34 protein-coding genes are annotated in these 21,760 nt (G+C 58.3%); 24 read left to right on the top strand and 10 right to left on the bottom strand.

The window, feature by feature from the left end:
• Nucleotides 1–154 precede the first annotated feature (154 nt).
• Both GRF63_RS06270 and pspF read right to left on the bottom strand, forming a co-directional pair.
• Nucleotides 155–532: a hypothetical protein gene (locus tag GRF63_RS06270; protein WP_160485069.1), complete on the bottom strand. Its 378-nt coding sequence runs from the start codon at nt 530–532 to the stop codon at nt 155–157.
• A 174-nt stretch (nt 533–706) separates the two neighbouring features.
• Complete coding sequence (gene pspF, locus GRF63_RS06265) at nt 707–1,762, bottom strand: phage shock protein operon transcriptional activator (protein ID WP_160485068.1); 1,056 nt, start codon at nt 1,760–1,762, stop codon at nt 707–709.
• Between the two features lie 150 nt (nt 1,763–1,912).
• Here pspF and GRF63_RS06260 point away from each other — a divergent pair, with 150 nt between their 5' ends.
• The 12 genes from GRF63_RS06260 (at nt 1,913) to GRF63_RS06205 (ending at nt 6,092) form a co-directional block, all read left to right on the top strand.
• Nucleotides 1,913–2,065 (top strand): hypothetical protein, encoded by a 153-nt coding sequence (locus tag GRF63_RS06260; protein WP_160485067.1) that lies wholly within the window; start codon nt 1,913–1,915, stop codon nt 2,063–2,065.
• Entirely contained in the window at nt 2,062–2,895 is an 834-nt protein-coding gene (pspA, locus tag GRF63_RS06255; protein WP_160485066.1) for a phage shock protein PspA, read from the top strand. The genes GRF63_RS06260 and pspA overlap by 4 nt, the downstream gene beginning before the upstream one ends.
• Before the next feature lie 2 nt (nt 2,896–2,897).
• The gene (gene pspB, locus GRF63_RS06250; protein ID WP_160485065.1) at nt 2,898–3,194 is read left to right on the top strand and encodes an envelope stress response membrane protein PspB; all 297 of its coding nucleotides are present in this window, start codon (nt 2,898–2,900) and stop codon (nt 3,192–3,194) included.
• Nucleotides 3,191–3,568: an envelope stress response membrane protein PspC gene (pspC, locus tag GRF63_RS06245; RefSeq protein WP_160485064.1), complete on the top strand. Its 378-nt coding sequence runs from the start codon at nt 3,191–3,193 to the stop codon at nt 3,566–3,568. The genes pspB and pspC overlap by 4 nt, the downstream gene beginning before the upstream one ends.
• 34 nt (nt 3,569–3,602) lie before the next feature.
• Complete coding sequence (locus GRF63_RS06240; protein WP_160485063.1) at nt 3,603–3,914, top strand: hypothetical protein; 312 nt, start codon at nt 3,603–3,605, stop codon at nt 3,912–3,914.
• Entirely contained in the window at nt 3,914–4,231 is a 318-nt protein-coding gene (locus GRF63_RS06235; protein WP_160485062.1) for a hypothetical protein, read from the top strand. The genes GRF63_RS06240 and GRF63_RS06235 overlap by 1 nt, the downstream gene beginning before the upstream one ends.
• On the top strand, nt 4,231–4,533 hold the full coding sequence (locus tag GRF63_RS06230) for a hypothetical protein (RefSeq protein ID WP_237392309.1): 303 nt from the start codon (nt 4,231–4,233) through the stop codon (nt 4,531–4,533). The genes GRF63_RS06235 and GRF63_RS06230 overlap by 1 nt, the downstream gene beginning before the upstream one ends.
• Entirely contained in the window at nt 4,530–4,766 is a 237-nt protein-coding gene (locus tag GRF63_RS06225) for a hypothetical protein (RefSeq protein ID WP_160485061.1), read from the top strand. Before GRF63_RS06230 ends, GRF63_RS06225 begins: the two co-directional genes overlap by 4 nt.
• A 39-nt stretch (nt 4,767–4,805) precedes the next feature.
• Nucleotides 4,806–5,057: a hypothetical protein gene (locus GRF63_RS06220; protein WP_160485060.1), complete on the top strand. Its 252-nt coding sequence runs from the start codon at nt 4,806–4,808 to the stop codon at nt 5,055–5,057.
• A 24-nt stretch (nt 5,058–5,081) separates the two neighbouring features.
• Nucleotides 5,082–5,489: a SufE family protein gene (locus GRF63_RS06215; RefSeq protein WP_160485059.1), complete on the top strand. Its 408-nt coding sequence runs from the start codon at nt 5,082–5,084 to the stop codon at nt 5,487–5,489.
• A gap of 19 nt (nt 5,490–5,508) precedes the next feature.
• The gene (locus GRF63_RS06210; protein ID WP_237392308.1) at nt 5,509–5,841 is read left to right on the top strand and encodes a YbaN family protein; all 333 of its coding nucleotides are present in this window, start codon (nt 5,509–5,511) and stop codon (nt 5,839–5,841) included.
• 92 nt (nt 5,842–5,933) lie between these two features.
• The gene (locus tag GRF63_RS06205; protein WP_160485057.1) at nt 5,934–6,092 is read left to right on the top strand and encodes a YqaE/Pmp3 family membrane protein; all 159 of its coding nucleotides are present in this window, start codon (nt 5,934–5,936) and stop codon (nt 6,090–6,092) included.
• A gap of 36 nt (nt 6,093–6,128) precedes the next feature.
• Here GRF63_RS06205 and GRF63_RS06200 read toward each other — a convergent pair whose 3' ends face one another.
• From GRF63_RS06200 to GRF63_RS06190, 3 genes are all read right to left on the bottom strand, one after another.
• A complete protein-coding gene (locus tag GRF63_RS06200) occupies nt 6,129–6,629 on the bottom strand; it encodes a sterol desaturase family protein (protein WP_160485056.1) in 501 nt (166 codons plus the stop codon).
• A 4-nt stretch (nt 6,630–6,633) separates the two neighbouring features.
• Nucleotides 6,634–7,401 carry a fatty acid desaturase gene (locus GRF63_RS06195; protein ID WP_160485055.1) on the bottom strand — a complete coding sequence of 256 codons (768 nt, stop codon included), beginning with the start codon at nt 7,399–7,401 and terminating at the stop codon, nt 6,634–6,636.
• Between the two features lie 66 nt (nt 7,402–7,467).
• Nucleotides 7,468–7,872: an acyl-CoA thioesterase gene (locus tag GRF63_RS06190; protein WP_160485054.1), complete on the bottom strand. Its 405-nt coding sequence runs from the start codon at nt 7,870–7,872 to the stop codon at nt 7,468–7,470.
• Nucleotides 7,873–7,970: 98 nt separating this feature from the next.
• On the opposite strand from GRF63_RS06190, the gene leuC reads away from it, so the two are divergent.
• From leuC to GRF63_RS06135, 11 genes are all read left to right on the top strand, one after another.
• On the top strand, nt 7,971–9,413 hold the full coding sequence (leuC, locus tag GRF63_RS06185) for a 3-isopropylmalate dehydratase large subunit (protein WP_160485053.1): 1,443 nt from the start codon (nt 7,971–7,973) through the stop codon (nt 9,411–9,413).
• The gene (locus GRF63_RS06180) at nt 9,400–9,894 is read left to right on the top strand and encodes a DNA-deoxyinosine glycosylase (RefSeq protein ID WP_160485052.1); all 495 of its coding nucleotides are present in this window, start codon (nt 9,400–9,402) and stop codon (nt 9,892–9,894) included. The genes leuC and GRF63_RS06180 overlap by 14 nt, the downstream gene beginning before the upstream one ends.
• Nucleotides 9,895–9,933: 39 nt before the next feature.
• Nucleotides 9,934–10,092, top strand: a complete 159-nt coding sequence (locus tag GRF63_RS06175) for an isopropylmalate isomerase (RefSeq protein ID WP_160485051.1) — start codon at nt 9,934–9,936, stop codon at nt 10,090–10,092.
• Nucleotides 10,092–10,697, top strand: a complete 606-nt coding sequence (leuD, locus tag GRF63_RS06170) for a 3-isopropylmalate dehydratase small subunit (RefSeq protein WP_160485050.1) — start codon at nt 10,092–10,094, stop codon at nt 10,695–10,697. Before GRF63_RS06175 ends, leuD begins: the two co-directional genes overlap by 1 nt.
• Before the next feature lie 41 nt (nt 10,698–10,738).
• Nucleotides 10,739–11,062, top strand: a complete 324-nt coding sequence (locus GRF63_RS06165) for a DUF1476 domain-containing protein (RefSeq protein ID WP_160485049.1) — start codon at nt 10,739–10,741, stop codon at nt 11,060–11,062.
• A 25-nt stretch (nt 11,063–11,087) separates the two neighbouring features.
• A complete protein-coding gene (locus GRF63_RS06160) occupies nt 11,088–11,321 on the top strand; it encodes a BolA/IbaG family iron-sulfur metabolism protein (RefSeq protein ID WP_160485048.1) in 234 nt (77 codons plus the stop codon).
• Nucleotides 11,322–11,357: 36 nt separating this feature from the next.
• A complete protein-coding gene (grxD, locus tag GRF63_RS06155; RefSeq protein ID WP_160485047.1) occupies nt 11,358–11,699 on the top strand; it encodes a Grx4 family monothiol glutaredoxin in 342 nt (113 codons plus the stop codon).
• A gap of 102 nt (nt 11,700–11,801) precedes the next feature.
• The gene (locus GRF63_RS06150; RefSeq protein ID WP_160485046.1) at nt 11,802–12,701 is read left to right on the top strand and encodes a hypothetical protein; all 900 of its coding nucleotides are present in this window, start codon (nt 11,802–11,804) and stop codon (nt 12,699–12,701) included.
• Nucleotides 12,702–12,707: 6 nt separating this feature from the next.
• Nucleotides 12,708–13,325 (top strand): SOS response-associated peptidase, encoded by a 618-nt coding sequence (locus GRF63_RS06145; RefSeq protein ID WP_160485045.1) that lies wholly within the window; start codon nt 12,708–12,710, stop codon nt 13,323–13,325.
• Nucleotides 13,326–13,677: 352 nt separating this feature from the next.
• Nucleotides 13,678–15,057: an NAD-dependent succinate-semialdehyde dehydrogenase gene (locus tag GRF63_RS06140; RefSeq protein WP_160485044.1), complete on the top strand. Its 1,380-nt coding sequence runs from the start codon at nt 13,678–13,680 to the stop codon at nt 15,055–15,057.
• A gap of 342 nt (nt 15,058–15,399) precedes the next feature.
• Nucleotides 15,400–16,842: an RNA-dependent RNA polymerase family protein gene (locus GRF63_RS06135; protein WP_160485043.1), complete on the top strand. Its 1,443-nt coding sequence runs from the start codon at nt 15,400–15,402 to the stop codon at nt 16,840–16,842.
• A 426-nt stretch (nt 16,843–17,268) separates the two neighbouring features.
• Here GRF63_RS06135 and GRF63_RS06130 read toward each other — a convergent pair whose 3' ends face one another.
• The 4 genes from GRF63_RS06130 to GRF63_RS06115 form a co-directional block, all read right to left on the bottom strand.
• Nucleotides 17,269–17,469: a hypothetical protein gene (locus GRF63_RS06130; RefSeq protein ID WP_160485042.1), complete on the bottom strand. Its 201-nt coding sequence runs from the start codon at nt 17,467–17,469 to the stop codon at nt 17,269–17,271.
• Nucleotides 17,466–18,023: a recombinase family protein gene (locus GRF63_RS06125; RefSeq protein ID WP_160485041.1), complete on the bottom strand. Its 558-nt coding sequence runs from the start codon at nt 18,021–18,023 to the stop codon at nt 17,466–17,468. The genes GRF63_RS06130 and GRF63_RS06125 overlap by 4 nt, the downstream gene beginning before the upstream one ends.
• Before the next feature lie 145 nt (nt 18,024–18,168).
• A complete protein-coding gene (locus GRF63_RS06120) occupies nt 18,169–19,152 on the bottom strand; it encodes a hypothetical protein (RefSeq protein ID WP_160485040.1) in 984 nt (327 codons plus the stop codon).
• A gap of 29 nt (nt 19,153–19,181) precedes the next feature.
• Nucleotides 19,182–19,661 carry a hypothetical protein gene (locus GRF63_RS06115; RefSeq protein ID WP_160485039.1) on the bottom strand — a complete coding sequence of 160 codons (480 nt, stop codon included), beginning with the start codon at nt 19,659–19,661 and terminating at the stop codon, nt 19,182–19,184.
• A 342-nt stretch (nt 19,662–20,003) separates the two neighbouring features.
• On the opposite strand from GRF63_RS06115, the gene GRF63_RS06110 reads away from it, so the two are divergent.
• Nucleotides 20,004–20,654: a hypothetical protein gene (locus GRF63_RS06110; protein WP_160485038.1), complete on the top strand. Its 651-nt coding sequence runs from the start codon at nt 20,004–20,006 to the stop codon at nt 20,652–20,654.
• A gap of 58 nt (nt 20,655–20,712) precedes the next feature.
• On the opposite strand, the gene GRF63_RS06105 is transcribed toward GRF63_RS06110, so the two are convergent.
• Complete coding sequence (locus tag GRF63_RS06105) at nt 20,713–21,756, bottom strand: GmrSD restriction endonuclease domain-containing protein (RefSeq protein ID WP_160485037.1); 1,044 nt, start codon at nt 21,754–21,756, stop codon at nt 20,713–20,715.
• Nucleotides 21,757–21,760 lie beyond the last annotated feature (4 nt).

Here is a 21,760-nt window from a genome sequence, read left to right as displayed (position 1 = left end):
GGCCCCGTTCGGCGCCAGCCCCTCCAGTGTCAGACAATGTCGGGATTGCGGCTATGTAGGCGCAGCAGCGTGGGAAAGCAACACGGGAATCTCAGATTGCAGGGGGAAAAGCACGGCGCGCGGGCCTGCCGTGGGCATTGGCCTGCGATATTTTCTAGTTCCAGGCAGAGCCTGCGCCGCTATCCGATGCCCGTTCCAGCGCGGGCGTGCCCCAGCCGCCATCATCGTCATCGGCATAAAGATCGCTGACCGGATCGCCGAAGTTTCCGACGACGTAATCATCGTCCACCATGGCCACAATGTTTTCGCGGGGCTGCTCCACCCGCTGGGGAGCGCCGCCTTCATAGATGACATGCGGGCCGGTATCACCGCCATCCATGCCGCCGCCGATGCTCGCCAGGCCGAAAATGCCCACCACCCCGATCGCGCCTACAAAGGCCACTACGCCCACCAGGAAGTTCACCTTCTGAGGCGGAGCATCCGCTTCGGAATAGACAGGGCGACGAGCGATCTTTGAAACAGCTTTCGGCATCGTTCTGGTTGCAGCTCTTTTCTCTATCAGGCCTCTGGCAGGCGTAAGGCAGGCGTCAGGCTAGTCGCGCTGACGGGGCCATGGCCCGAACCAGCATTGCCGTCCTCTCTCCAGAAAATGCCTAACCGCAAGTTCCTAAGCCAGCCTTAATGCGAGGTAAAAACCCGTAAGCGATCACGACTTGTCCTGGCCAATCCCATGCTTTTTCATCGTGTGGCGCAACTGATCATAGGTAAGGCCAAGGGCCTGCGCGGTCTGCCGCTGGTTCCAGCGATTGGCACCCAGCGCATGTTCCACGATCGCCTTTTCATGATCGTCCACCGCGGCGCGCAGATCGTCGATCTTGTCCAGCCGCGGCTGTATAGCGTGTTGCGGGGCGTTTTGAGGGGTCTGCTGCGAGTTTCCAGCGGAGCTTGCGCGGCTGCCCGCCGCCGTTGTTGCATCGGCCAGCGGCTTCCACGGCGAATCGAACGGGTCGAACACCACCTCTCCGATGGGTTGTTCCCAATTGTCCCAGCGATAGACGGCGCGCTCCACCACATTGCGAAGCTCGCGCACATTGCCGGGCCAAGGGTGGTTCTCCAGCCCGCGCGCCACGTGATCGGCAAAGCCCGGCCATTCGTCCCAGCTCAGCTCTGCCGCCATGCGCCTGCCGAAATAATCGGCCAGCACGGGAATATCCCCCTCCCGCACGCGCAGGGGCGGCAGGGTGATGACTTCGAAGCTGAGCCGGTCGAGCAGGTCGGGCCGGAAAGTGCCTTCTTCCGCACGGCGTGGCAGGTCTGCATTCGTGGCGGCGACGATGCGCACGTCCACACGGGTGGGGCGGCTGGACCCGATGCGCGTGACCTCGCCATATTCCACGGCCCGCAGCAGCCGCTCCTGCGCGCCCATGGACAAGGTGCCCAGTTCGTCGAGAAACAACGTACCCCGGTCGGCTTCCTCGAAACGCCCCTCGCGCGCTCTGGTAGCGCCGGTGAAGGCGCCCTGCTCGTGGCCGAAAAGCTCCGCCTCGATCAGGGTTTCGGGAAGCGCGGCGCAGTTCATGGTGACGAGCGGCTCTTCCCAGCGGTCCGACAATCGGTGCAGGCGTTCGGCGATCAATTCCTTGCCGGTGCCCCGCTCTCCGATTACCAGTACGGGACGCGCCATCGGGGCCGCACGGCTGGCCCTTTCCACCGCATCCAGGAAGGCGCCGGACTGGCCGATGAACTGATTTTCGCGCTCCATCCCCAAGATATAGTGCAAAATCCCAACACTTGGCAATAGTCGCTAACTGCCGGCACGCACAATCCTCAAGAAACCGCAGTTTTCTCCCGTTTCCCAAAATTGGCACAGCTGTTGCAATTCATGGTGCAGAAAGGGTTCAGGAGGAAAAACATGTTCGATCGCAGCTTCTTCAGCAGCCAGGTTGGCCAAGCCGCAATGGTTAGCATCGCCGCGATGATTGCCTTTACCATCTTCGCCGGCATGGAGCCGGTTGCAGACGCGCCAGCCATGCTGGTGGGCCTGCCGACGGTGGAACTGGCATGACCGACGAAAACCGCACCCCCTTCTTGCCGCGCGGACGTGGCAGGACTGGCATCGGATCGCGCCTCGACAAGGAAATCGAGCGTATTCGCACCAGCCCCACCCCCACCGGCAATTCGCTTAATATCGGAGGACCCTTGATGGGCATTTTCTCGCGTACTCGTGACATTATCGCCGCCAACTTCAACGAACTGCTGGACCAGGCAGACGACCCTTCGAAGATGATCCGCATGATCATCCTCGAAATGGAGGAAACGCTGGTGGAAGTCCGCGCAAGCGCGGCCCGCACGATTGCCGATCAGAAGGAAATGCACCGCCACACTGTGAAGCTGGAACGGTTGCAGAACGACTGGTCTGAAAAGGCGCAGCTGGCACTCAGCAAGGATCGCGAAGACCTGGCCCGTGCCGCCCTGATGGAAAAGCGCAAGTCTGCCGACATGTGCGACCAGCTGAAGCAGGAAATCGCCGTGCTGGACGATGCGCTGCGCGCCTATGAACAGGATATCGCCAAGCTGCAGAACCGCCTGCGCGAAGCCCGCAGCCGCCAGAGCCAGATCTCGGCCCGGCTGGAAAGCGCGGAGAACCGCGTGAAGCTGCGCAGCCTGATGACCAGCGACCGGGTGGAGGAAGCGCACAGCCGCTTTGACCAGCTGGAACGCCGCGTGGACTATGCCGAAGGCTGCGCCGATGCCCTGGGTATCGGCGATGGCAAACCCAGCCTCGCGGATGAATTCGCAGCGCTGGAAGGCGGCGACAAGGTGGATGACGAACTGGAGGAAATGAAGCGCGCTCTCGGCATGGGAAGCAGCGCCAAGAAGGACGAAGGGGAATAGACGTGGAAGAACTGATTGCCATACCGATCATTTTCATCGGCCTGCCATGGGTCATCCTGCACTACGTAACAAAGTGGAAGACCGCCGCCACAATCACCACCGATGATGAGGCGCTGCTGGAAGAACTCTACCAGCTGGCCAAGCGGCTGGACGAACGGATGGACACGGTGGAGCGCCTTGTCGCGGCCGACAATCCCGACTTCGAAACGCCCCGTATCCGCCACGACCAAGCCATCGACAACGTACCATTGCGCGAGCTGGAGGAACTGCTCGCAGAAAAGAAAGGAAACCAGGCATGAACAGCCCCCGCACAACGCTTTACCGTGACAAGGTGAATGGCAAGCTGATGGGCGTTTGCGCCGGGGTTGCCGACTACACCGGGGTTAATGCCCTGTGGGTTCGCCTGGCCGCCGTGTTCCTGCTTTTCGCAACCAGCGGTTCGATCATCCCGTTCTACTTCATCGCCGGACTGCTGCTGAACAAGAAGCCCGCGCACCTCTACACCGCGCCGGAAGAGGCGCAGTACTGGCAGCGCGTACGGCAGAGCCCGAAGCGCACGGCGCGCGAAATCCGCGGCCGGATGAAGGACATCGATCGCCGCCTGGCCGAAGTGGAGAGCTATTACGTATCATCCAACCCGCGCCTGTCGCAGGAAATCGAACAACTGCGCTGAGGGGCGCATCACACAAGGACAAAGGGGGACCGATATGCCTGGAGAACTGATCCCGATACTTGGCATTATCTTCGGATGCATGATTCCGATCAGCTTGATCTGGACGAGGCACAAGGAAAAAATCGCCAGGATGGAAGTCAACGTCACGGCCCAACATACAGCGGAAAAAGCCGCGCAATATGCCACCCATGCTCAGGAACTGGAGGACAGGGTCCGCGTGCTGGAACGCATCGTCACCGACAAGGGCTATGACATCGCCACCCAGATCGAGGCTCTGCGTGACCAGCGCAGCGTGGACGAAGGCAGCGGCGTGCCCCTGAATATCGAGAAGAAGGAAACGGTCTGATGGATTTCTCGCAACTTCCCGCAGCGACGATTGCCATACCCTGTATTGCGATTGGCGTCGCATGGGTCGCCAACACCTGGATCCGTGTGAAGCACGGCTATCCGCTGGAAAACAGCTGGGGCAAATCGGTCTATCCCAAGAATGATCAGGCGGTGGAGCGCGTCAAACTGCTGAGCCAGGAAAACGCCGCGCTGCAGGCTGAACTGGGATCGATGAAAGATCGCCTCGCCAATGTGGAACGCATCGTCACCGACAGCGGCTATCACCTGACGCAGGAGATCGAGAGCCTGCGGGGCGACAAGAAGGACGCCAACTGATGGACGCTGTCACCGTCTTCATCATCATGGCCTTTATCTTCGTCATGCTGCTGGTGTGCCTGATATTTGGCACGATCGCGGGCAAGCGGGATCGGGCGCACAAGATCCAAAAGCTGGAACTTGAGGCGCGCATTGAGGAGGCAAAGGCTGCGCAGGTTTCCAGGGGCGACCAGACGCAGGCCGATCTTGAAGACAGGATGCGCGTGCTGGAACGCATCGTTACCGATCCCGGTGCCGATCTCTCCCGCCAGATCGAAGATTTGCGCGCCGAGACAGAGGCAAGAAAAGAGGCAGCATCGTGAGTTTCTGGAGCGCCATCGTCCTGATCGTACTCATCACCGCTGTGGCCAAGTATCTTCATGGCCGCCGCCCCGGCGATGATCGAATTGAGGATACCGAACATGCCACAAGGCGCGAGGCCGAGCTTGAGCACGAGGTGAAAGAACTGCGCGAAAGACTGCAGGTTCTTGAACGCATCGCCACCGATCCGGCACGCCGCACGGCGGAAGAAATTGAAAAGCTGCGCGACGAATAGTCGCCGCACGCACCACGCACACCCGCAGGGAGGAAAACAATGACACACATTGACCTGTTGTTCGCCGCCAGCAGCCTGCTCGCCATCGCCATGCTCAGCGCCTCTGCACTGATGGGATGGCAGGGATGGCTGGACCTCAAACGCAGCGAGCTGGACATGCAGCGCGGCCAATCGGACAGCGCGCCGGACATGGAAGGCGGATCGCGCGAAGGCATGGCGCGGATAGAGATCGCCGACCTGAAAGAGCGCATCCGCAAGCTGGAAGCCATCGCAAACGGGGTGGACCTCTGACGCGCAGCCCCTACATGGCTTGGCATGCGAACACTTGAAGATATCCAAGAAGAATATGAATTTCTCGAAGGCGATGAACGCTATCGCCTGCTGATCGAGCTGGGCCGCGAGCTTGATGAAATGCCCGCCGCGCTGAAAACCGATGCCACGCTGGTGCGCGGATGTTCGGCGCAGGTGTGGGTCTATCCTACCGGAGAGGCGGACCAGCTGCACTTCCTGGCAGACAGCAACGCGGCAATCACCAAAGGCATCGTCGCACTGGTAATTTCCGCCGTGCAGGACAAGCCCGCAAGCGATGTTGCACAGATGGACATTGCAGAGGCGCTGTCCCCCTTCGACCTCAAAAACCAGCTGTCTTCCAACCGCACGCAGGGCGTGCCCAACATGATCGCGCTGGTGCAGGATCACGCCGCGCGCATTGCGGCAGGCTGATATGGCGCGTCCGCTGTGGATGGCAGCGGGGATCGTGTTCTTCGCCCTGGGCTGGATCGGCATGGTGTTGCCGGTGATGCCGGGCTTTGTCTTCCTGCTGGGCGCGGTGTTCTGTTTCGCGCGGGGCAATCCGCAGTGGGAAACGCGAATGCTGGATCATCCGAAGTATGGCCCCGCATTGCGCGACTGGCGCGAACATCGCCGCATTGCGCGCAAAAGCAAATATGCAGCGCTGGGCTTCATGGCCCTTGCCGCCGTGCTGACGGGCTTCACCGCCGGCTTTCCCATTGCCCTTATACCCATCGGCATCATGGCGCTGGTGGGAACATGGATCTGGACCCGGCCGGAGTGATTGCGCGCCGTAGCGCCTGAAGATGCAGGAACATGCAGCGCTCCGCAGGATTGAAGGGGTCAACATCCCTTTAGTCCCGAACGGAGCTACACATGAATATCCTTATCCTGATCGCCACCATCCTCGTGCCGCCGCTGGGCGTTGCATTGAAGCATGGCCTTGGCGGCACCTTCCTGATCAACCTGATCCTGACGCTGATCTTCTTCGTGCCGGGCCTGATCCACGGGATTTACGTGAACTTCGTGCGCTAAATCGGTTTCGCTGAAACGGGCGCGCTGATCAGCGTATCACGCGCCCACGCTGTCTCTTACGACGGCGATACCGGCTTCGCGTTGCTTTTTCAGATCCGCCTTCAGGCTGGCGGGGTCCCGCGCGAAGACAAAGCTGAAACTGACCCCGCCTTCCTTGCCCACGGTGGCATGGTGCAGCTTGTGAGCCTGCACCAGCCGCTTGGCATAGCCGCGCTTTGGCACCCATTTGAAATAACGCTGATGCACCAGTCCATCATGGATGAAGGTGTAGATCAGGCCGTAAACGGTAATCCCCATCGCGAACCACCACAGGAAATCGGACACGTAATAGCCGATTGCGAACATGGCGACTACGATGCTGCCAAAGACGACGGCGAAAAGATCGTTCTTTTCCAGCACATTGTCATGCGGTTCATGGTGATCGCGATGCCAGCCCCAGCCCCAGCCATGCATCACGTATTTGTGCGCCCACCAGGCGAACACCTCCATGAACACGACCGCACCTGCCACGGTGAGGATGATTGCAGCTACGCTCATCTTGTCAGCTCCGTATCGTTTCCGCAGTCGCACGGCGGCGGCGTGGCAAGGCCCACCATGGCGTTTGCGGATAGATGTGATGTTCGTGATGATAGCCGAAATGGAAGCAGGTTGCGAGGCTGACCAGCGGCGAGAAATCATCGGACCGGGCGTTGTGCCTGTCTCCAAACCCGTCATCCGCATGCCGGTGCGGGCGATAGGTGCCGAAATAAAACAGCTGCAGGCTGGATGCGATGGCCGGAAGGCCGAACACCAGCACGATCTGCACCATCGGCACGCCCACCACCAGCCAGTAGATCGTCACCAGGGTGGAAACATAGACGATGGAGCGCCAGCCGAAATAGCGCATCAGGAATGTGGTGTACCAGCGCCAGAAATGGCTGGGGTTGGCGGTGTCGAAATCGGGATCGCCTTCGCGGCCGGCATGGATGTGATGATCGAAATGCGCATCGCGCATCTTGCGCCAGCCAAAGCCTGCGTAAAGAAACAACAGCCCGCCGCCGATCGCCCCGTTCAGCCGCGCCCAGCCCGGCGCCAGCGAACCGTGCATGGCATCATGGCTGATGATGAACACGCCGACCGAAAGCCAGCATTGCAGCACCGCGATCCCAATGCCCAGCGGCAGGCTGGCCCAGGTAAGCTCGAACACGAAGATCGCGTAAATGTGCAAGGCAATCCACGCACCGGAAATCAGCGCGGCAAGGCCAAGGCCAATCGCCGCCTGCGCTCTGCGGCCAAGGCCCGGCGCTGGTTGCTGAACGGTTTTCGTCATCACCATGCGCTGTAGGCGCAAATCCGCCTCAAGCAAACGCGTCCCGTGGTCCGTACGGCGCTGGCGCTATGTTCGCGGCAGACCAAAGCAGCGTTCCGCCACGTCCTGATCAATGCGTGCGGGCCGCAAGGTTGCAGCATCGATGCAGCACCACATGCTCTGCACCTCGGCCAGCACCTCTTCACCGCGGCGAATCACCGTGTTGTAGAAACTGCGTGCACCCTTGATCTTTTCCAGCACGGTTTCGGCTATCACGTCATCCTCCAGGAAGGCGGGACGGCGATAGGTAATCTCGTGCTTCAGCGCGACCCACGCCTTGCTCGCCACCTCGTCTGCCGGGGCGAGTTTCTGCCAGTGCTGCAGCACCACATCCTGCACCCAGTTGAGATAGCGGGAATTGTTCACATGCCCCATGAAATCGATATCATCGGGCAGGATCTTGATCGGGATGGCAAAGGGTATGGCTGACATTTGTGTAAGTTAGACGCCCAAGGTTAACTTTCCAAGACGATAAGAAGCATTTTTTCGTAATGCTTGGCTCAAAACGATACGCGCGCTATCTGCGCGGCATGGCCAGCAAACCCCGCACACTCTACGAAAAGATTTTTGACGCCCACGTGATCGAACGGCGCGATGATGGCACCTGCCTGATTTTTATCGATCGCCACCTCGTTCACGAGGTTACCAGCCCGCAGGCTTTCGAGGCGCTGCGCATGAAGGGCCGCACCGTGCGCCACCCTGAGCTGACCCTGGCCGTTCCTGACCATAACCTGCCCACCACCGCGCGCCTTGATGCAGATGGGAAGCGCATCCCCATCGCGGACAAGGAAAGCCGCGATCAGCTGGCCGCGCTGGAACGCAACGCGCCGGAATTCGGCGTGCGCTATTTCAACGAGACTTCGGCGCAGCAGGGCATCGTGCACGTTGTCGGCCCGGAACAGGGCTTCTCCCTGCCCGGCACGACGATCGTCTGCGGCGACAGCCACACCGCCTGCCACGGCGGGCTTGGCGCCTGGGCCTTCGGTATCGGCACCAGCGAGGTGGAGCATGTGCTCGCCACGCAAACCCTGCTGCTGCGCCCGTCCAAGACCATGGAAGTGCGCGTGGATGGAGAGCTGGGCCTTGGCATCACGGCCAAGGATCTGATCATGCATATCATCGGCGTTGTCGGCACCGCCGGCGGCACCGGCCACGTGATCGAATATCGCGGCAAGGCATTTGAGGACATGAGCGTGGAATCGCGCCTCACCGTCTGCAACATGAGCATCGAAGCCGGCGCACGCGGCGGCCTGATCGCGCCGGATGAAACCACCTTTGCCTATATCAAGGGCCGTCCCCTCGCCCCGCAGGCAGAGGAATGGGACGATGCCGTCGCCTATTGGAAAACGCTCTACACCGATCCCGATGCGAAGTTCGATCGCTCCGTCGTGATCAACGCGGCCGATGTGGAGCCGTCCGTTACCTGGGGCACCAGCCCGGAGGACGTGGTGCCCATCGGCGGCACCGTGCCGGCTCCTGAAAGCTATGACGATCCGTCAAAGCAGGACGCCGCCCGCGCCAGCCTTGAATACATGGGCCTGACGCCGGGCACGCGGATGCAGGACGTGGAAGTGCAGAACATCTTCATCGGCAGCTGCACCAACAGCCGCATCGAAGATCTGCGCGCCGCAGCAGAAGTGCTGCGCGGACGCCGCAAGGCGGACAATGTGAAATGGGCCATCGTCGTGCCCGGCTCTGGCCTTGTGAAAATGCAGGCAGAGGCTGAGGGGCTGGACAAGGTGTTCACCGATGCCGGACTGGAATGGCGAGAACCGGGCTGCTCCGCCTGTCTCGGCATGAACCCGGACAAGGTGCCATCAGGCGAACGCAGCGCCTCCACCAGCAATCGCAATTTCGTGGGCAGACAGGGGCCGGGTGCCCGCACGCATCTGGTCAGCCCGGCAATGGCCGCCGCCGCCGCCGTGACCGGACGCCTCACCGATGTCCGCGAACTGACGCGTGAGCCAGCGTAAGACATCTTTCGCGCCCATCGTTCAGGACGATACGCAATTGCTGATCCTTGGCAGCCTGCCGGGGGAGAAATCTTTGTCGGCCGGACAATATTACGCGCATCCGCAGAACCGTTTCTGGCATCTGATGGAGCGGGTTATCGGCGCTCCGCTCGTATCGCTTCCCTATGATGAACGGACCGGGGCGCTGCTTCGCCACAAGGTTGGCCTGTGGGATGCCGTCAAATCGGCAGAGCGCAGCGGCAGCCTGGATGCCAGCATCCGCAAGGTGGAAGCGACCGACCTTTGCGATCTTGTCTCCCACCTGCCGAAATTGCGGGCCGTAGCTTTCAACGGAAAGAAATCGGAAGCGATCGGCAGGCCGCAACTGGCGCAATCGGGCGCCAGATGCGTCACCCTCCCCTCCTCCAGCCCGGCCCATGCCGCGATGACATTCGATGAAAAAGCGCGAGAGTGGGACAAATTGCAGCATTTTCTTCGCTGAATCTTGCAACGTAGCCATCACAAGAGCATTTGAACTATTATGACTGACCGTATTCAAAAGACAGCGGCCATTGCCGCCGGGGCCATCGGCTCTGCCGCTATTGCCGCAGCCATGCTTTACGCCAACCGTCGCAAGAAGAAGAACGAGCCGACACAGCCCGGCCCCATCCCCAGCGGCGAAAAGCCGGAGACGGATTGATGGAGAAGGTTCAGACCGTAGAAGGCAGGGCGATCCCGTTCGGTCGCAAGAACGTGGATACGGACCTGATCATCCCCGCGCGCTGGCTGAAAACCACCAGCCGCGAAGGCCTAGGCGCTGGCGCGTTCGAATCCGTGCGGGCCAACGATCCGGACAATGTTTTCGATAGCGAGGAATTTTCCGGCGCACCCATCCTTGTGGCCGGAGACAATTTCGGCTGTGGTTCCAGCCGCGAACATGCCGCGTGGGCCATGCTGGACCTTGGCATCCGCGCCGTGATCGCCCCCAGCTTTTCCGACATTTTTGCAGGCAACGCCTTCAAGAACGGCATCCTGACCGTGGCGCTGCCGCAGGCGCAGGTGGACCGATTGCTGGAAGTGGCGAAGACCGATCCGATCACCATCGATCTGGACGCGCAAACCGTCACCACGCCATTTCAGGATCGTTTCACTTTCGAGATCGACCCCTTCCGCAAGCATTGCCTGATCGAAGGGCTGGACGAAGTCGGCCTTACGCTAACGCGCGATGATGCCATCTCACGCTACGAAAACCGCCTGTCGGCAGACAAGCCATGGCTGGTTCGCGGCACGGCAGCGGCAGCCTGACATTTCAATTTTACGCTTTCCACTTAGCAAGGAATAATCCGATGACCAATTTCAAGGACCGCGAACGCGGCGAAGAAGCCAAATATGCGCTGGACGAAGAGACCGCCTTCAAGGTGGCCGCGCGCCGCAACCGTCTGGTTGGCGAATGGGCCGCCGGATTGATGGACCTGACGCCCGAAGAAACCGACGCCTACAAGAAGGCCGTCATGCAGGCCGATTTCGAGGAAGCCGGTGACGAGGACGTGATCCGCAAGGTGCTGGGCGATCTGACACAGGCCGGCTGCGACGTTGACGAAGCCGGCGTGCGCGCCAAGCTGGAAGAAAAGGCTATCGAAGCCCGCCGCCAGTTCATGAGCGAATCCTGATCATTACCCTGCAAGGACAATCCTGATGCCCATGCCAGCCGAACAGATCGAGGCGCTGATCAAGGCCGCCATTCCCGATGCCGCAGTCGAGATAGAGGCCCTGGCCGACGATAACGACCATTGGCTTGCGCGGGTCACCTCCGCCGAGTTTGCCGGGAAAAACCGCGTGCAGCAGCACAAGATGGTGTTCGCAGCACTGGGCGGTCGCATGGGCGGAGAGCTTCATGCCTTGCAACTGCACACCAGCGTTCCCAACTGACTGTCATCAATTTTTTCTAACGACGTGGTGGGATAGATGAGCGACAACAGCGCTGAAACCAATGAACGCATTGCAAAGATCGTGGGCGACAAAGATGTCGTCCTGTTCATGAAGGGCACCCCGCTCTTCCCGCAGTGCGGTTTTTCCAACCGGGCGGTTTCCATCCTCGATCATTGCGGTGTCGCCTTTGGCAGCGTCGATGTATTGCAGGATCAGGAAATCCGCCAGGGCATCAAGAGCTACTCCGACTGGCCGACCATTCCCCAGCTTTACGTGAAGGGTGAATTCGTCGGCGGCAGCGACATCATGATGGAGATGTTCGAGGCTGGCGAATTGCAGCAGTTGATGGATGAAAAGAAGGTCGAAAAGGCCTCCTGAACAATTGGGCGCCTGCGGGCGCCCAATTTCTTTGAAAGCAGGGTCCGTTTCCGTTCAGGAAAATCTCTCTATCCTCCAGACGATAGAAATCCTGGAGCTTTCATGATCCGCATCCTTGCAGCCACAACCCTCGCTCTTGCCGCGCCCCTGGTGGCGCATGCGCAGGACGCCCCGCCAGCCGAGCCCGCTATGCCCGCCGATCTGGCGGATCGCAGCGCGCAGGCAAGAGAGGCCGAGGCCACCGCACGCATCATGGCCGATGTGCAGATGGCAAGCGCCATTGCGCAGCGGCAATATGCCGGGATGACCGGCGGCGAATTTGGCGATGGCTATCGCGGCGCAGTTGCCTTCCCCGCAGATACGCTGGGCGTATGGAACGTTACGATCGTAGCGGCGCGCGGCGAAGGCGCACAGGCCCCGCTGGTGGCCCTTGGCGAGTACGAAATTGCACAGGGCCAGATCCTGTCCGAAACCCTGCACGATGCCGCATCCGCCCCTGCCCTAACTGGCATCGCGGAACAGATGGCGCGGGCAAAATACGTCGCGCCGCGCGCGGTGATATCCGCCCCGTCTGCCAGCTATTGCCTTGATGGAGAGCCTGCCGACCCGAAAGCCAATCACTCGGTCAGCTACATTCCCATCGTCCTGCCGCCGAGCGACGATGGCAAGCTTGTCGCCTATGTCCTGAATGGCCCGATTGCCGAAGGGGCCGTGCCCCTGGGCAAGCATTACCGCGTCAGCTTTGATGAATTTGGCCAGGTTGGCGATCCTGAAATCGTGACCGACACCTGCGAAGTGGTGACGTGGAATGGCGATGAGGCCGATCTTTCGAACAAGGTCTATTTGACGCAGTTCGAACAGGGCACTGCGCCCACGGTAATCCATAGCTTTATTTCCAGCCAATTGCCGATGCGGCTGGGCGTGGTGACCGGCGATATCGTGTGGCTGATGGCGGACGGTATGGCCGCGCCGCCCGTTCCCTTTGTCGACGAAGGCAGCTGACCGGCCATGTGCAACCTTTATCGCATGTCCAAATCGCAGGACGAGGTTGCGCATTTCTTCGATGCGATTGCGCAGGATCTCTCCGTTTCCCCGGGCAGCAATGCGCCGGAAATGGTGTATCCCGGCTATCCCGGCATGGTGCTGGCCGAAGGGCGGCTGGCGCAGATGAGCTGGGGCTTCCCGCTCAATCGCACCGGGGCAAAGGGCCAGCCGCTTAAGCCCAAACCGATCAATAACGCGCGGACGGACAAGCTTGGCAGTTCATTCTGGGCGGCCAGTTTCAAGACGCGCCGCTGCCTTATCCCGGTGTCCGCCTTTGCAGAGGCGGAAGGGCCAAAAGGAGGCAAGACGCGCACGTGGTTCTCCCTGCCCGACAGCGATCTGATGGCCGTCGCCGGTTTCTGGCGCGACAGTGCCGAATTTGGCGAGGCCTATACGATGGTGATGACCGAGGCCTGCATCCACGTGCAGGGCGTGCATGACAGGATGCCCGTGATCCTGCCGCAGGCTGACTGGCAACAATGGTTGCAGGGCACGCCGAACGATGCGTATCAGCTGTGCCGCCCTTATAGCGGTGACATGCAGGTGACGCGAACGGACGAGCCCTGGGCCGGCAGGCGCTAGTACTTCTCTGCGATTTTAAGGGGAGAAGGTTTCTTCGGGGGAGGCGGAGCCGGGAGACTTGGTTGGGGACCGTTGGATCGGCCCCGCCTCATTCGAAGAACTCTTGATTACACCACTAACATTGCACGGCCCGTGCCAGTTTTGCCGATGCACGCATTTGTGCGCCTTACGATGGTTTTCAAAACCTAAACGCCGGCCGCCTGTGTCAAGAATCCCGACAGCGGGGCGGCTAGTCCTAGGCGTGCCGCTCAATCCATCGCTGATGGCGCGCGCACTGGCCACCATGCCGGACCTAACGCCGCCGCGAAGCGTCTTTCAATCAAACGCTAATGTTTGAAGGACACCCATAAAAATGAGCACGATCACAACCGTCAATCCTGCGAATGGAAAGAATCTCGACACCTACGAGGAAATCGATCTCGATGCTGCCAGCGCCAAGGTTGAGGCCTGTCACGAGGCATTCACGAAGTGGAAGCTGAAATCCGCCGAGGAGCGGGCCGAGGTGATCAAGGGCCTTGGCCAGGCGCTGCGTGATAACAAGGAAGAGCTGGCCCAGCTGATGACGGACGAGGTCGGCAAGCTGATCAAGGATAGCCGTGACGAGGTGGAGCTTTGCGCCGCCATTTGCGATTACACCGCGCAGACCGGGCCCAAGGAACTGGCGTCGGAACCGCGCGACCCATCCAACGCAGGCCGCGGCATCGTTACCTATTCGCCCATCGGTGTGGTGTACGGTATCCAGCCGTGGAATTTCCCCGCCTATCAGGTGATCCGCTATGCCATCGCCAGCTTGATGGCCGGCAATGGCGTGCTGCTGAAGCACGCATCCAACTGCACCGGCAGCGGCCTGATGATCGCGGACATTTTCGAAAAGGGTGGCCTGCCGAAGAACCTGTTCACCGTGCTGGTGATAGACCACGATACGTCGGATGCGATTATCGAGCATGACAAGGTGCGCGGGGTAACCCTCACCGGATCGGACGATGCGGGCAAGCATGTGGCGCAGGCCGCGGCAAAGGTGCTGAAGCCCACCGTGCTGGAGCTGGGCTCCAACGATGCCTATCTCGTGCTGGAAGATGCCGATCTCGATACAGCGGTAGAGGTCTGCTCGCAGGCGCGGCTGTATAACAACGGTGAAACCTGCATCAACGGCAAGCGCTTCATCGTGACGGAGAAGGTGTATGACGAATTCCTGAAAAGGTTCGTCGCCCGCTTCGAAGGGGTGAAGACCGGCAATCCCAATGACGAAGACACAGATCTTGGCCCCATGGCCCGCACGGATTTGCGCGATACCGTTCACGAACAGGTGGAAAAGAGCGTGAAGAACGGCGCAAAGATCGAATGCGGCGGCAAGGTGCCGGATGGTGATGGTGCCTTTTACCCCGCCACCGTTCTTTCCAATGTGAAGCCGGGCCAGCCCGCCTATGACGACGAGATCTTCGGCCCCGTCGCCTCCGTCATCAAGGCGAAGGATGACGAGGATGCGATGCGCCTTGCCAATGATAGCCGCTATGGCCTTGGCGGCGGCATTCTCTCCACCAATGAAGATCGCGCGATCGAACTGGCATCAAAACATTTCGACACCGGAATGGTGTTCGTGAACGTCTATGGCGTGGCGGACCCTTCGATGCCCTTCGGCGGCGTGAAGAACTCCGGCTATGGCCGGGAGCACGGCCGGTTCGGCGTGAAGGAATTCGTCAACGTGAAGAGTATCTTCGTCGGCCAGCCATAATCGGCTTTGCCACAAAGGATTGGCGCGCCCAGCAGGAAGGCGCGCCATGCAACAAGTTGCAAGGGTTTCAGCCATTTTTCTAGTCCAAATTCGGTTACGTTAGGACCAAGATTAGGACCATTTACCCATCCGTTGGTAGCCATATTTTTTGTCAATCGTCGGTTATATGCGCCTAGACTATCCCATTGAAAATTCATCGCCCAGCCTCCGAGCTTGCAGGTTTTAAGCCGGTTACGGGGATTGAAACGGCTAATGAGTTTAGCGGCTCGACGGTGTAGCGTCGGGAGATCATCTAGACGCGGTTAGGTCGCTCTTAACTCTGTTGACGATAGTAAAGGCCGAATGACGATTTCTTCGCGATCTTCAATACGGCAAACGCCAATCGTTTCGTTTGGCGTGCGGGCATATCGCGAGTTCGCACGGACCAACTCTACTTTGGTTGCCGATCTTGCAGAACAGCGGTCTCGATGGAAGCACATTTGCTCTCAACTGGCCGGACTATCGCGGCGGCAACAACATAGCCTGGTTCGTAAGATACTGCGCTTCGATGAGTTTGGCCTTTTCCATGCTTATCGTGGGGTCTTGAAAGCCAAGCTTATTCGCGAAGCCTCGCGCCAATCTCTGCAAGCACTCGCTGACCGGCTTGATCCATTCTCTCCATGCTTCGAGCCGATGCAGCAACGGGAAATCGAAAAGGATGGCCGAACACGTCTCGTTGACAATTACGGACCTCATAAGCGCGCGCTTCAGCACATGGTCGCTGATTTAATCCGCGCTACCAATCCACCCCGAGCGAACCAATTCATGTTCAACGGTGGGATACCGGCAGCCCTTAGTGCTGCCGAAGCGGCCTATGCACGCGGCCTGACACATGCAGTCGAACTGGATGTCGAAGGCTTCTATCGGAACCTTCCGAGAGAGTGCTTGGCCGGTCTACTGCGACCTTTACCGGAAGCGGTTGTCGATCACGTGGTATGGGACATGTCCATTCGTGTGGCGGGCGACGGCGTTTCAAGGCGTATATGGTCTCGCAGTGCTGCACCTCCCCTCAATGCCTCGTATGGCTTGTCGTTGGGTTCCGCGTCGTCTCCTATTGTTGGGGAGGTAGTGATAGGCCGTCTGCTGGCCGCAAACGAGATCGACTTTGATCAAGACATCATCACCTATGCCGACAATCTGCTTGTTCTAGGACATTCAGAGCAGGAGGCGGAAGCGAGAGCAGAACGCCTGACGGCCTTGGCTTTAGAGCCGGTCTACGGGTCATTGAGGTTGAGGGAAAAGGATCGTGGACACTTCCTTCCGCCCGGCCGATCCGAAGGCGGAGGATTTTCTACCGGAGTGCCATTTGTTGGTCAATTCGGTCAGATCGAACCGGACGGCGCGTTTAATTGGCAGCCGACGCCTGAACGGCATAACCGGCACAGAATTGCGGAGCGGGAGATTTGCCCGACAGAGGAAGAAATTCTTCGAGCGCAGCGTCGGGTTGCCGCGTCCCATCGAGCATACCCGCGATGGGCAACGCGCGAACTTCGGGAGGCAGAAGAACGGGCCAGTCTATCGGCTGCCCTGTATATGCGCTCTCCGACGCCAGAGAGACTAGCGTCAGCGGGACGCGACCTCGTATTCGCGCTTATCATTACCCGGTGGGAAGGGCGCACACTGGAAGAACTGGTGCCCGAATACGACAATAAAGATGCCGTGGACCGCCGGGAGGATTTGATCGCAGAATGTGCCCGGCTGCTCAACCACATCCGTCGTCCAGTGGATACCGACCGAGCAGCCTAGAAATCAAATTGAAGGTGGGGCGACGGTTTATCATGGGGCGTTGGCAGTCTCTCCGGGTAGGTGAGGCGAAATGATCGCCATTGAGACGCCGGATCGAGTGACAGCAGCCTAGGCCACTCTGAACGAACTTCGACGCTCTGCAGGCGCGATAGCCACCGCTGTGGGTCACTAAACCGTGCATGGAGAGCCGCATGACATTTCTTGCAAGCCGGAAAGAGTTCGGCGGGCCGGTCATATTGTTCGAGGTGCGCGAATATGTAACCGCTCGTTCGTAGCCGCGCCGGATCGCTAAATCCGCAAATCGAACAGACCGTGGGCCGCGCAAGCTGACCAGAGCGAAACAGTGCATTTTGGATCGGGTTGACGGCTATACGTTCGGCCCAAGTCCATCCGTTGTATGATGTCTCCCAAGGACGTGCACGACTGCTACTCATCGGAGGCATCGACCTGCTTCCCAACGCTGTTGATCGTTCGGTTGATTGAGCCGGTTCCGCTACGAAGCAGCCTTGCAAGCGCACGCTGAATGTCTGGCGAGTTATCTCTCCGCTGCCCTTCGATAGCGATAGCGTGCAAATCTTCGAGCTTGGCGGTGATCGCAGCAAACAGGGCGGGAACGGCGTTGCTCATCCTGCCTCGGCTTCCGACAAGATGCGATAAACCGAACTGCGGCTGATATGAAGCCGGGAGGCGATCTCGCAGGCCCGAGCACCATCCGCTCGCATTTCTCGCACCTGCGGGGCCATACGGCGCGCTGTGGGTGCCCGGCCACGGTATTTCCCGGCGGCCTTCGCTTTCTCGATACCCTCGCGCTGACGTTCGAGCATCAATTCCCGCTCGAACTCCGCTATCGAGCCGAGCAAGTTCACCATAAGTTTGCCGGTTGGTGTTGCAGTGTCGAGGCTCATCGACAGGATGCGAAGCGCCACGCCCTTGGTCCGCAGGGTATCCATGATCGACACAAGGTCCGCAACGCTCCGGCACAGCCTGTCGAGCTTAGTCACCACCAAGCAGTCACCCTCGCGCGCGAAATCGAGCGCGGCGGGAAGTTGATCGCGCTGCGCGACCGATGATGACTTCTCGCTAAATAGCTTTGTGCAACCCGTTGCACGCAGATCGCGTTCCTGCGCCTCAAGTCCCGCCTCCTGATCGGCAGTTGATACCCTCGCATAGCCAACAAGCATCTGATTTCCCTCGCTCTTGCCAAGGGAAATCTAGCATCGGGTATTACTTAAGTCACGGAAAAGACTAGCTTATTCTAAGCGTCACAGAGATTTTTGCACAATCTGAATTGATCGGTTTTACCTGCCGATTTGGGCGGGGCTAGGATCAATTGGCTGGATCAAACTCAATGTCGGTTATAGTTGCGCGGGCTTTTCCCTCGCTCCATTCGGTGGGCACGTTCTTCGCCATGTAGAAGCGGTCGTTCTCCTGCTGCCAAATATAATTCGGGCGAAGTGGTCGGTCTTCATTTCCCATGCTGAAACCGCCAACATTGACCGGATAATATAGTTCTTCAGCAATGGGCTGGTCATCTGCGTCATAGAAGATGACCTTCAACGTCAAGCTGTTGATAGTGCGATCACCCTCATTTTTGATCTTGAAGTCCACACCAGGTACCCGGCCTTCAAACATGCTGTCGTGGTATTTCGCCTCGAACTCATAAAGGCGCAGGCTGTTTTGGATATAACCTGCTTCTTCGCCGGTGGGGCCGGAACTGGTTTCGGCTTGTGTCACGGGTGACGAAAAGAGTGAGCGTGCATCGGTGTCGTCCGCAGCGGCAGCGTTCAAATACCCCCATGCGTCCTGCACCGGCGCTATCACTAGGACGAGCGCAGAGATACCAGCAATAATACGCTCGACATTGTCACCTAGGGAAAACAGAGGCGAGCCTTCCGACTTCCGGTCCTGAACCGCAACATAAACCAAAAGTGCCGGTCCTGCGGCGAGGATAATCCAACCCCACTGCAAGCCCACTGACGCCATAGCTGTTTGAGCAAAACCCGCGAATGGATTGCCTTCCAGTTGCTCCGTCATATTGGAGCGCATTTGCATCATGCCCCATTGCAGCCGTCCGAACATATAGATCAAGGTGGCTAGTGCTGCTCCTCCGGTCCAAATCAAAACATCGCGGCGGTTGGCCCAAACGAATAGTCCGCTTAAAAGACCCAAAATCAGCAACCCAACGGCTACGACATTGAAGCCATAGCTCATGAGCGTGATATTACCGACGAACGGTAACGACGCTATGGGTAAGAAAAGTCCTGCAATGAGCAGGGCTGATCCCGCAAAACCCAGCATTTTGTTATTCATTGCTTCGCTCCGCCGCGCCTAGCCGACATTCAAAATGCCCGCTGAACCGTTTCAGGATCATATCGCTGACACCGACCGGAGTAATCGCCCGCCTTGCCCGAAATGCTAATAGCACCTGTCATGCGGTCAATCCGAAGTCTCGGATTATTGAGAGGATTGACGCGGATGGAGCCGGTAATTTCATCAGGGGTGATTTCGATAGAAGATACCCTGAACCACCCATCTTCTCCCCCTCGAATAGCTGGCAACATTGCGCGCGGCATACGCAACCGGCCTTCTTCGCCCTCAATCCATAGGTTGACCTGATCGTCAAAGGGAACAGAGCGATTTCCGACAACATTAGCCGAACCGAAGCCTCCTTGGTTGTCCCAAGCGTTGACGGTTGCGGTGGCTTGACGGTTTGCTGCGCCAGCACCCAAGCATACTAGGTCGAAACGCGATGACTGATCTTGCGCGAGTGTCGGACTTGCGGCGCAGAGAAGCAAAAAGCCGCCAAAGAATAATCGCATTGTTTCCCTCCATCTAGGAAGGATGCGTGATAGTGTAAAACCACGAACAAAATCTAAAGGGACATTGGCGCGTGGCCCCACATTCTCTTGTTAACAAATCGCACCAAGCAGCAATTTACCCGAACGTGCCTTGGCTACGAGACGTAGCAGAACGGGCAGAACTAGAGGTAGGTTTAAACTCTCTCACTAGGCTCTATGGCAAAGCGAGAAACCGTCCCACGGCGGCAAATACAACTCATGTGAGACACGCTCACAGGAGACTACACGGTGTCACATGAGCAGGGCCTAGTGCACTCGATAGTTACTAGGATCGCAGAGGCTAATCGGAAGGAATACGATGATATGAGTGATGTGCTCGATAACGCAGAGATTTATCTATCGGATATTGGCCTAATCAATCGTCCCGGCGCGGTTCTTTACTCCTCTGATGAGACTTTAACGAAAGGTCCGGTTTATCTTTTAGGCTTAAATCCAGGAGGGTCCGAGAGTTCGACCTTGCAGGACAGCATTGACGCTTCACGGCGCGGAAACAATGCCTTTTTAGATGAAGAATGGGCACCGGGCGGGCACATTCTGCCGAAAGGCCAATCGACGATGCAACGTCGAATTAAAGCTCTTTGCGGGGAGATGGGCGTAGCTACGCGATCTACTCCCGCCTCCAACCTAGCCTTTACAAGATCGACCGGCGTTGCAACCCATCCCGGCTATAGAGGAGCAGTGAAGCTATGTGAGCCGGTGCATAAGATGTTCATTGAAGCGATTGAACCGCTTTTTCTGATGACGTTCGGCCATATCGAACACTTTGCATCTGGCATTGAAATAATTTCGCAAGAAAGTCGAAGCGCAGACCATGGCAAGTGGCAAGCCCACCGTGGTGAGGCCTCAGCATTTGGCTTTTACGTTCGGTTTGGGAATGTGCCTCATTTGTCCGTTTGGGGAAGTGACACCCGGGAGGACGTCGTGCGCTGGTCGATTGAAGGTTTACGAGCTTAGCGGCTTGCGAACCCAACCTCGTGAGTTGCCCGTTCTTCAAAGGCCGGGCTGTATGAGATCAGCTATCCTTATCTTCAATAAGCTCTGGAAAATTTTGCGCCAACCAATTCTTTAAGCCGAAAAGTCGCTGGGTTCGACTAGACTTACTCCGGGTGCGAGAACTTGCGCCTTTTCTGAACTCCGCAAGACTTTTCTGATCCTCTTTCACATCATCATCATTCGCGGGGAGGCCTGCATAGGCCTGAACAAAGCCCAAAAGTCCTGCACGCCATTGATCTGCTGGCTTTTCCTCACATACATCGAAAAGTGAGTGGAGTGTATATACGTAGTTCTGGGTCGCGAAAAACGCCTCTATCTCCTCGTCTAGAAACACCTCATTGACGAGTTTCAGAGACTTTGAAACATTCGCCTTATCAATTTCCGCTTCCGAGTAGTCATCATTGAATTCATTATAGAGTTCGTTCATCGTTTTCGGGGTGTCATTCGCTATCCCCTTTCTCTCGTAGCCGAGAAGCTGGCTGGCGAACTCGACGTCCCCCATCCGGCGTATATTGTCCAGAGAGAAAATTTGGAGAGCGAGAAACTCATCGGTATCTGCAAGTGAGTTCGCCGCGGCGAGAAATTCACCGTTCAGCGTAGCGTTGCGCATCTCTTGCGGATTGAGTGAGCGGTCGGTCTCATTAAGTCGAGCAAACATTTGCCGTATATCGTCATCGGAGACCTCGCTAGGGATGCGGCGCGCATTGATGCTGTATTGAAAGAACTTTGATCGAGTATCAGCGTCTAAATCCTTCCAGAAGCAGTCCGCAAAATCTTTTTCCGCATTCTCTTCATCGAGATAGGCTTTTTTGAGAGGCCATTCGTTACTAGTGAATTCGCGGAGAGTAGAGAGACGCTGTTGGCCGTCAACGATGCTAAATTTCTGCGATCCAGATTGAGGGTCTGGCGCTTGCTCCCAAAGATAAATTTCGGGCATCGGATATTCCATAAGCACCGTCTCTATCAGGCGGACTTTTTGCTTCTCGTTCCAGACCAAACGACGTTGAAATGAAGGATCGACGAAATAATCCCCTGACCGCATCTTGTTTACGATCTCGGTCACATTT

This window comes from Aurantiacibacter rhizosphaerae, from assembly GCF_009807005.1.
Lineage (GTDB): Bacteria > Pseudomonadota > Alphaproteobacteria > Sphingomonadales > Sphingomonadaceae > Alteraurantiacibacter > Alteraurantiacibacter rhizosphaerae.
This window is presented reverse-complemented; position numbering and strand designations above follow the sequence as displayed.

Excerpts from the sequence above, each read along its gene's own strand:
- GRF63_RS06270 (WP_160485069.1), bottom strand. The coding sequence starts at position 532 with ATGCCGAAAGCTGTTTCAAAGATCGCTCGTCGCCCTGTCTATTCCGAA.
- pspF (WP_160485068.1), bottom strand. The coding sequence starts at position 1,762 with ATGGAGCGCGAAAATCAGTTCATCGGCCAGTCCGGCGCCTTCCTGGAT.
- GRF63_RS06260 (WP_160485067.1), top strand. The coding sequence starts at position 1,913 with ATGTTCGATCGCAGCTTCTTCAGCAGCCAGGTTGGCCAAGCCGCAATG.
- pspA (WP_160485066.1), top strand. The coding sequence starts at position 2,062 with ATGACCGACGAAAACCGCACCCCCTTCTTGCCGCGCGGACGTGGCAGG.
- pspC (WP_160485064.1), top strand. The coding sequence starts at position 3,191 with ATGAACAGCCCCCGCACAACGCTTTACCGTGACAAGGTGAATGGCAAG.
- GRF63_RS06240 (WP_160485063.1), top strand. The coding sequence starts at position 3,603 with ATGCCTGGAGAACTGATCCCGATACTTGGCATTATCTTCGGATGCATG.
- GRF63_RS06235 (WP_160485062.1), top strand. The coding sequence starts at position 3,914 with ATGGATTTCTCGCAACTTCCCGCAGCGACGATTGCCATACCCTGTATT.
- GRF63_RS06230 (WP_237392309.1), top strand. The coding sequence starts at position 4,231 with ATGGACGCTGTCACCGTCTTCATCATCATGGCCTTTATCTTCGTCATG.
- GRF63_RS06220 (WP_160485060.1), top strand. The coding sequence starts at position 4,806 with ATGACACACATTGACCTGTTGTTCGCCGCCAGCAGCCTGCTCGCCATC.
- GRF63_RS06215 (WP_160485059.1), top strand. The coding sequence starts at position 5,082 with ATGCGAACACTTGAAGATATCCAAGAAGAATATGAATTTCTCGAAGGC.
- GRF63_RS06210 (WP_237392308.1), top strand. The coding sequence starts at position 5,509 with ATGGCAGCGGGGATCGTGTTCTTCGCCCTGGGCTGGATCGGCATGGTG.
- GRF63_RS06205 (WP_160485057.1), top strand. The coding sequence starts at position 5,934 with ATGAATATCCTTATCCTGATCGCCACCATCCTCGTGCCGCCGCTGGGC.
- GRF63_RS06200 (WP_160485056.1), bottom strand. The coding sequence starts at position 6,629 with ATGAGCGTAGCTGCAATCATCCTCACCGTGGCAGGTGCGGTCGTGTTC.
- GRF63_RS06195 (WP_160485055.1), bottom strand. The coding sequence starts at position 7,401 with ATGACGAAAACCGTTCAGCAACCAGCGCCGGGCCTTGGCCGCAGAGCG.
- GRF63_RS06190 (WP_160485054.1), bottom strand. The coding sequence starts at position 7,872 with ATGTCAGCCATACCCTTTGCCATCCCGATCAAGATCCTGCCCGATGAT.
- leuC (WP_160485053.1), top strand. The coding sequence starts at position 7,971 with ATGGCCAGCAAACCCCGCACACTCTACGAAAAGATTTTTGACGCCCAC.
- GRF63_RS06175 (WP_160485051.1), top strand. The coding sequence starts at position 9,934 with ATGACTGACCGTATTCAAAAGACAGCGGCCATTGCCGCCGGGGCCATC.
- leuD (WP_160485050.1), top strand. The coding sequence starts at position 10,092 with ATGGAGAAGGTTCAGACCGTAGAAGGCAGGGCGATCCCGTTCGGTCGC.
- GRF63_RS06165 (WP_160485049.1), top strand. The coding sequence starts at position 10,739 with ATGACCAATTTCAAGGACCGCGAACGCGGCGAAGAAGCCAAATATGCG.
- GRF63_RS06160 (WP_160485048.1), top strand. The coding sequence starts at position 11,088 with ATGCCCATGCCAGCCGAACAGATCGAGGCGCTGATCAAGGCCGCCATT.
- grxD (WP_160485047.1), top strand. The coding sequence starts at position 11,358 with ATGAGCGACAACAGCGCTGAAACCAATGAACGCATTGCAAAGATCGTG.
- GRF63_RS06150 (WP_160485046.1), top strand. The coding sequence starts at position 11,802 with ATGATCCGCATCCTTGCAGCCACAACCCTCGCTCTTGCCGCGCCCCTG.
- GRF63_RS06145 (WP_160485045.1), top strand. The coding sequence starts at position 12,708 with ATGTGCAACCTTTATCGCATGTCCAAATCGCAGGACGAGGTTGCGCAT.
- GRF63_RS06140 (WP_160485044.1), top strand. The coding sequence starts at position 13,678 with ATGAGCACGATCACAACCGTCAATCCTGCGAATGGAAAGAATCTCGAC.
- GRF63_RS06135 (WP_160485043.1), top strand. The coding sequence starts at position 15,400 with ATGACGATTTCTTCGCGATCTTCAATACGGCAAACGCCAATCGTTTCG.
- GRF63_RS06130 (WP_160485042.1), bottom strand. The coding sequence starts at position 17,469 with ATGAGCAACGCCGTTCCCGCCCTGTTTGCTGCGATCACCGCCAAGCTC.
- GRF63_RS06125 (WP_160485041.1), bottom strand. The coding sequence starts at position 18,023 with ATGCTTGTTGGCTATGCGAGGGTATCAACTGCCGATCAGGAGGCGGGA.
- GRF63_RS06120 (WP_160485040.1), bottom strand. The coding sequence starts at position 19,152 with ATGAATAACAAAATGCTGGGTTTTGCGGGATCAGCCCTGCTCATTGCA.
- GRF63_RS06115 (WP_160485039.1), bottom strand. The coding sequence starts at position 19,661 with ATGCGATTATTCTTTGGCGGCTTTTTGCTTCTCTGCGCCGCAAGTCCG.
- GRF63_RS06110 (WP_160485038.1), top strand. The coding sequence starts at position 20,004 with ATGAGTGATGTGCTCGATAACGCAGAGATTTATCTATCGGATATTGGC.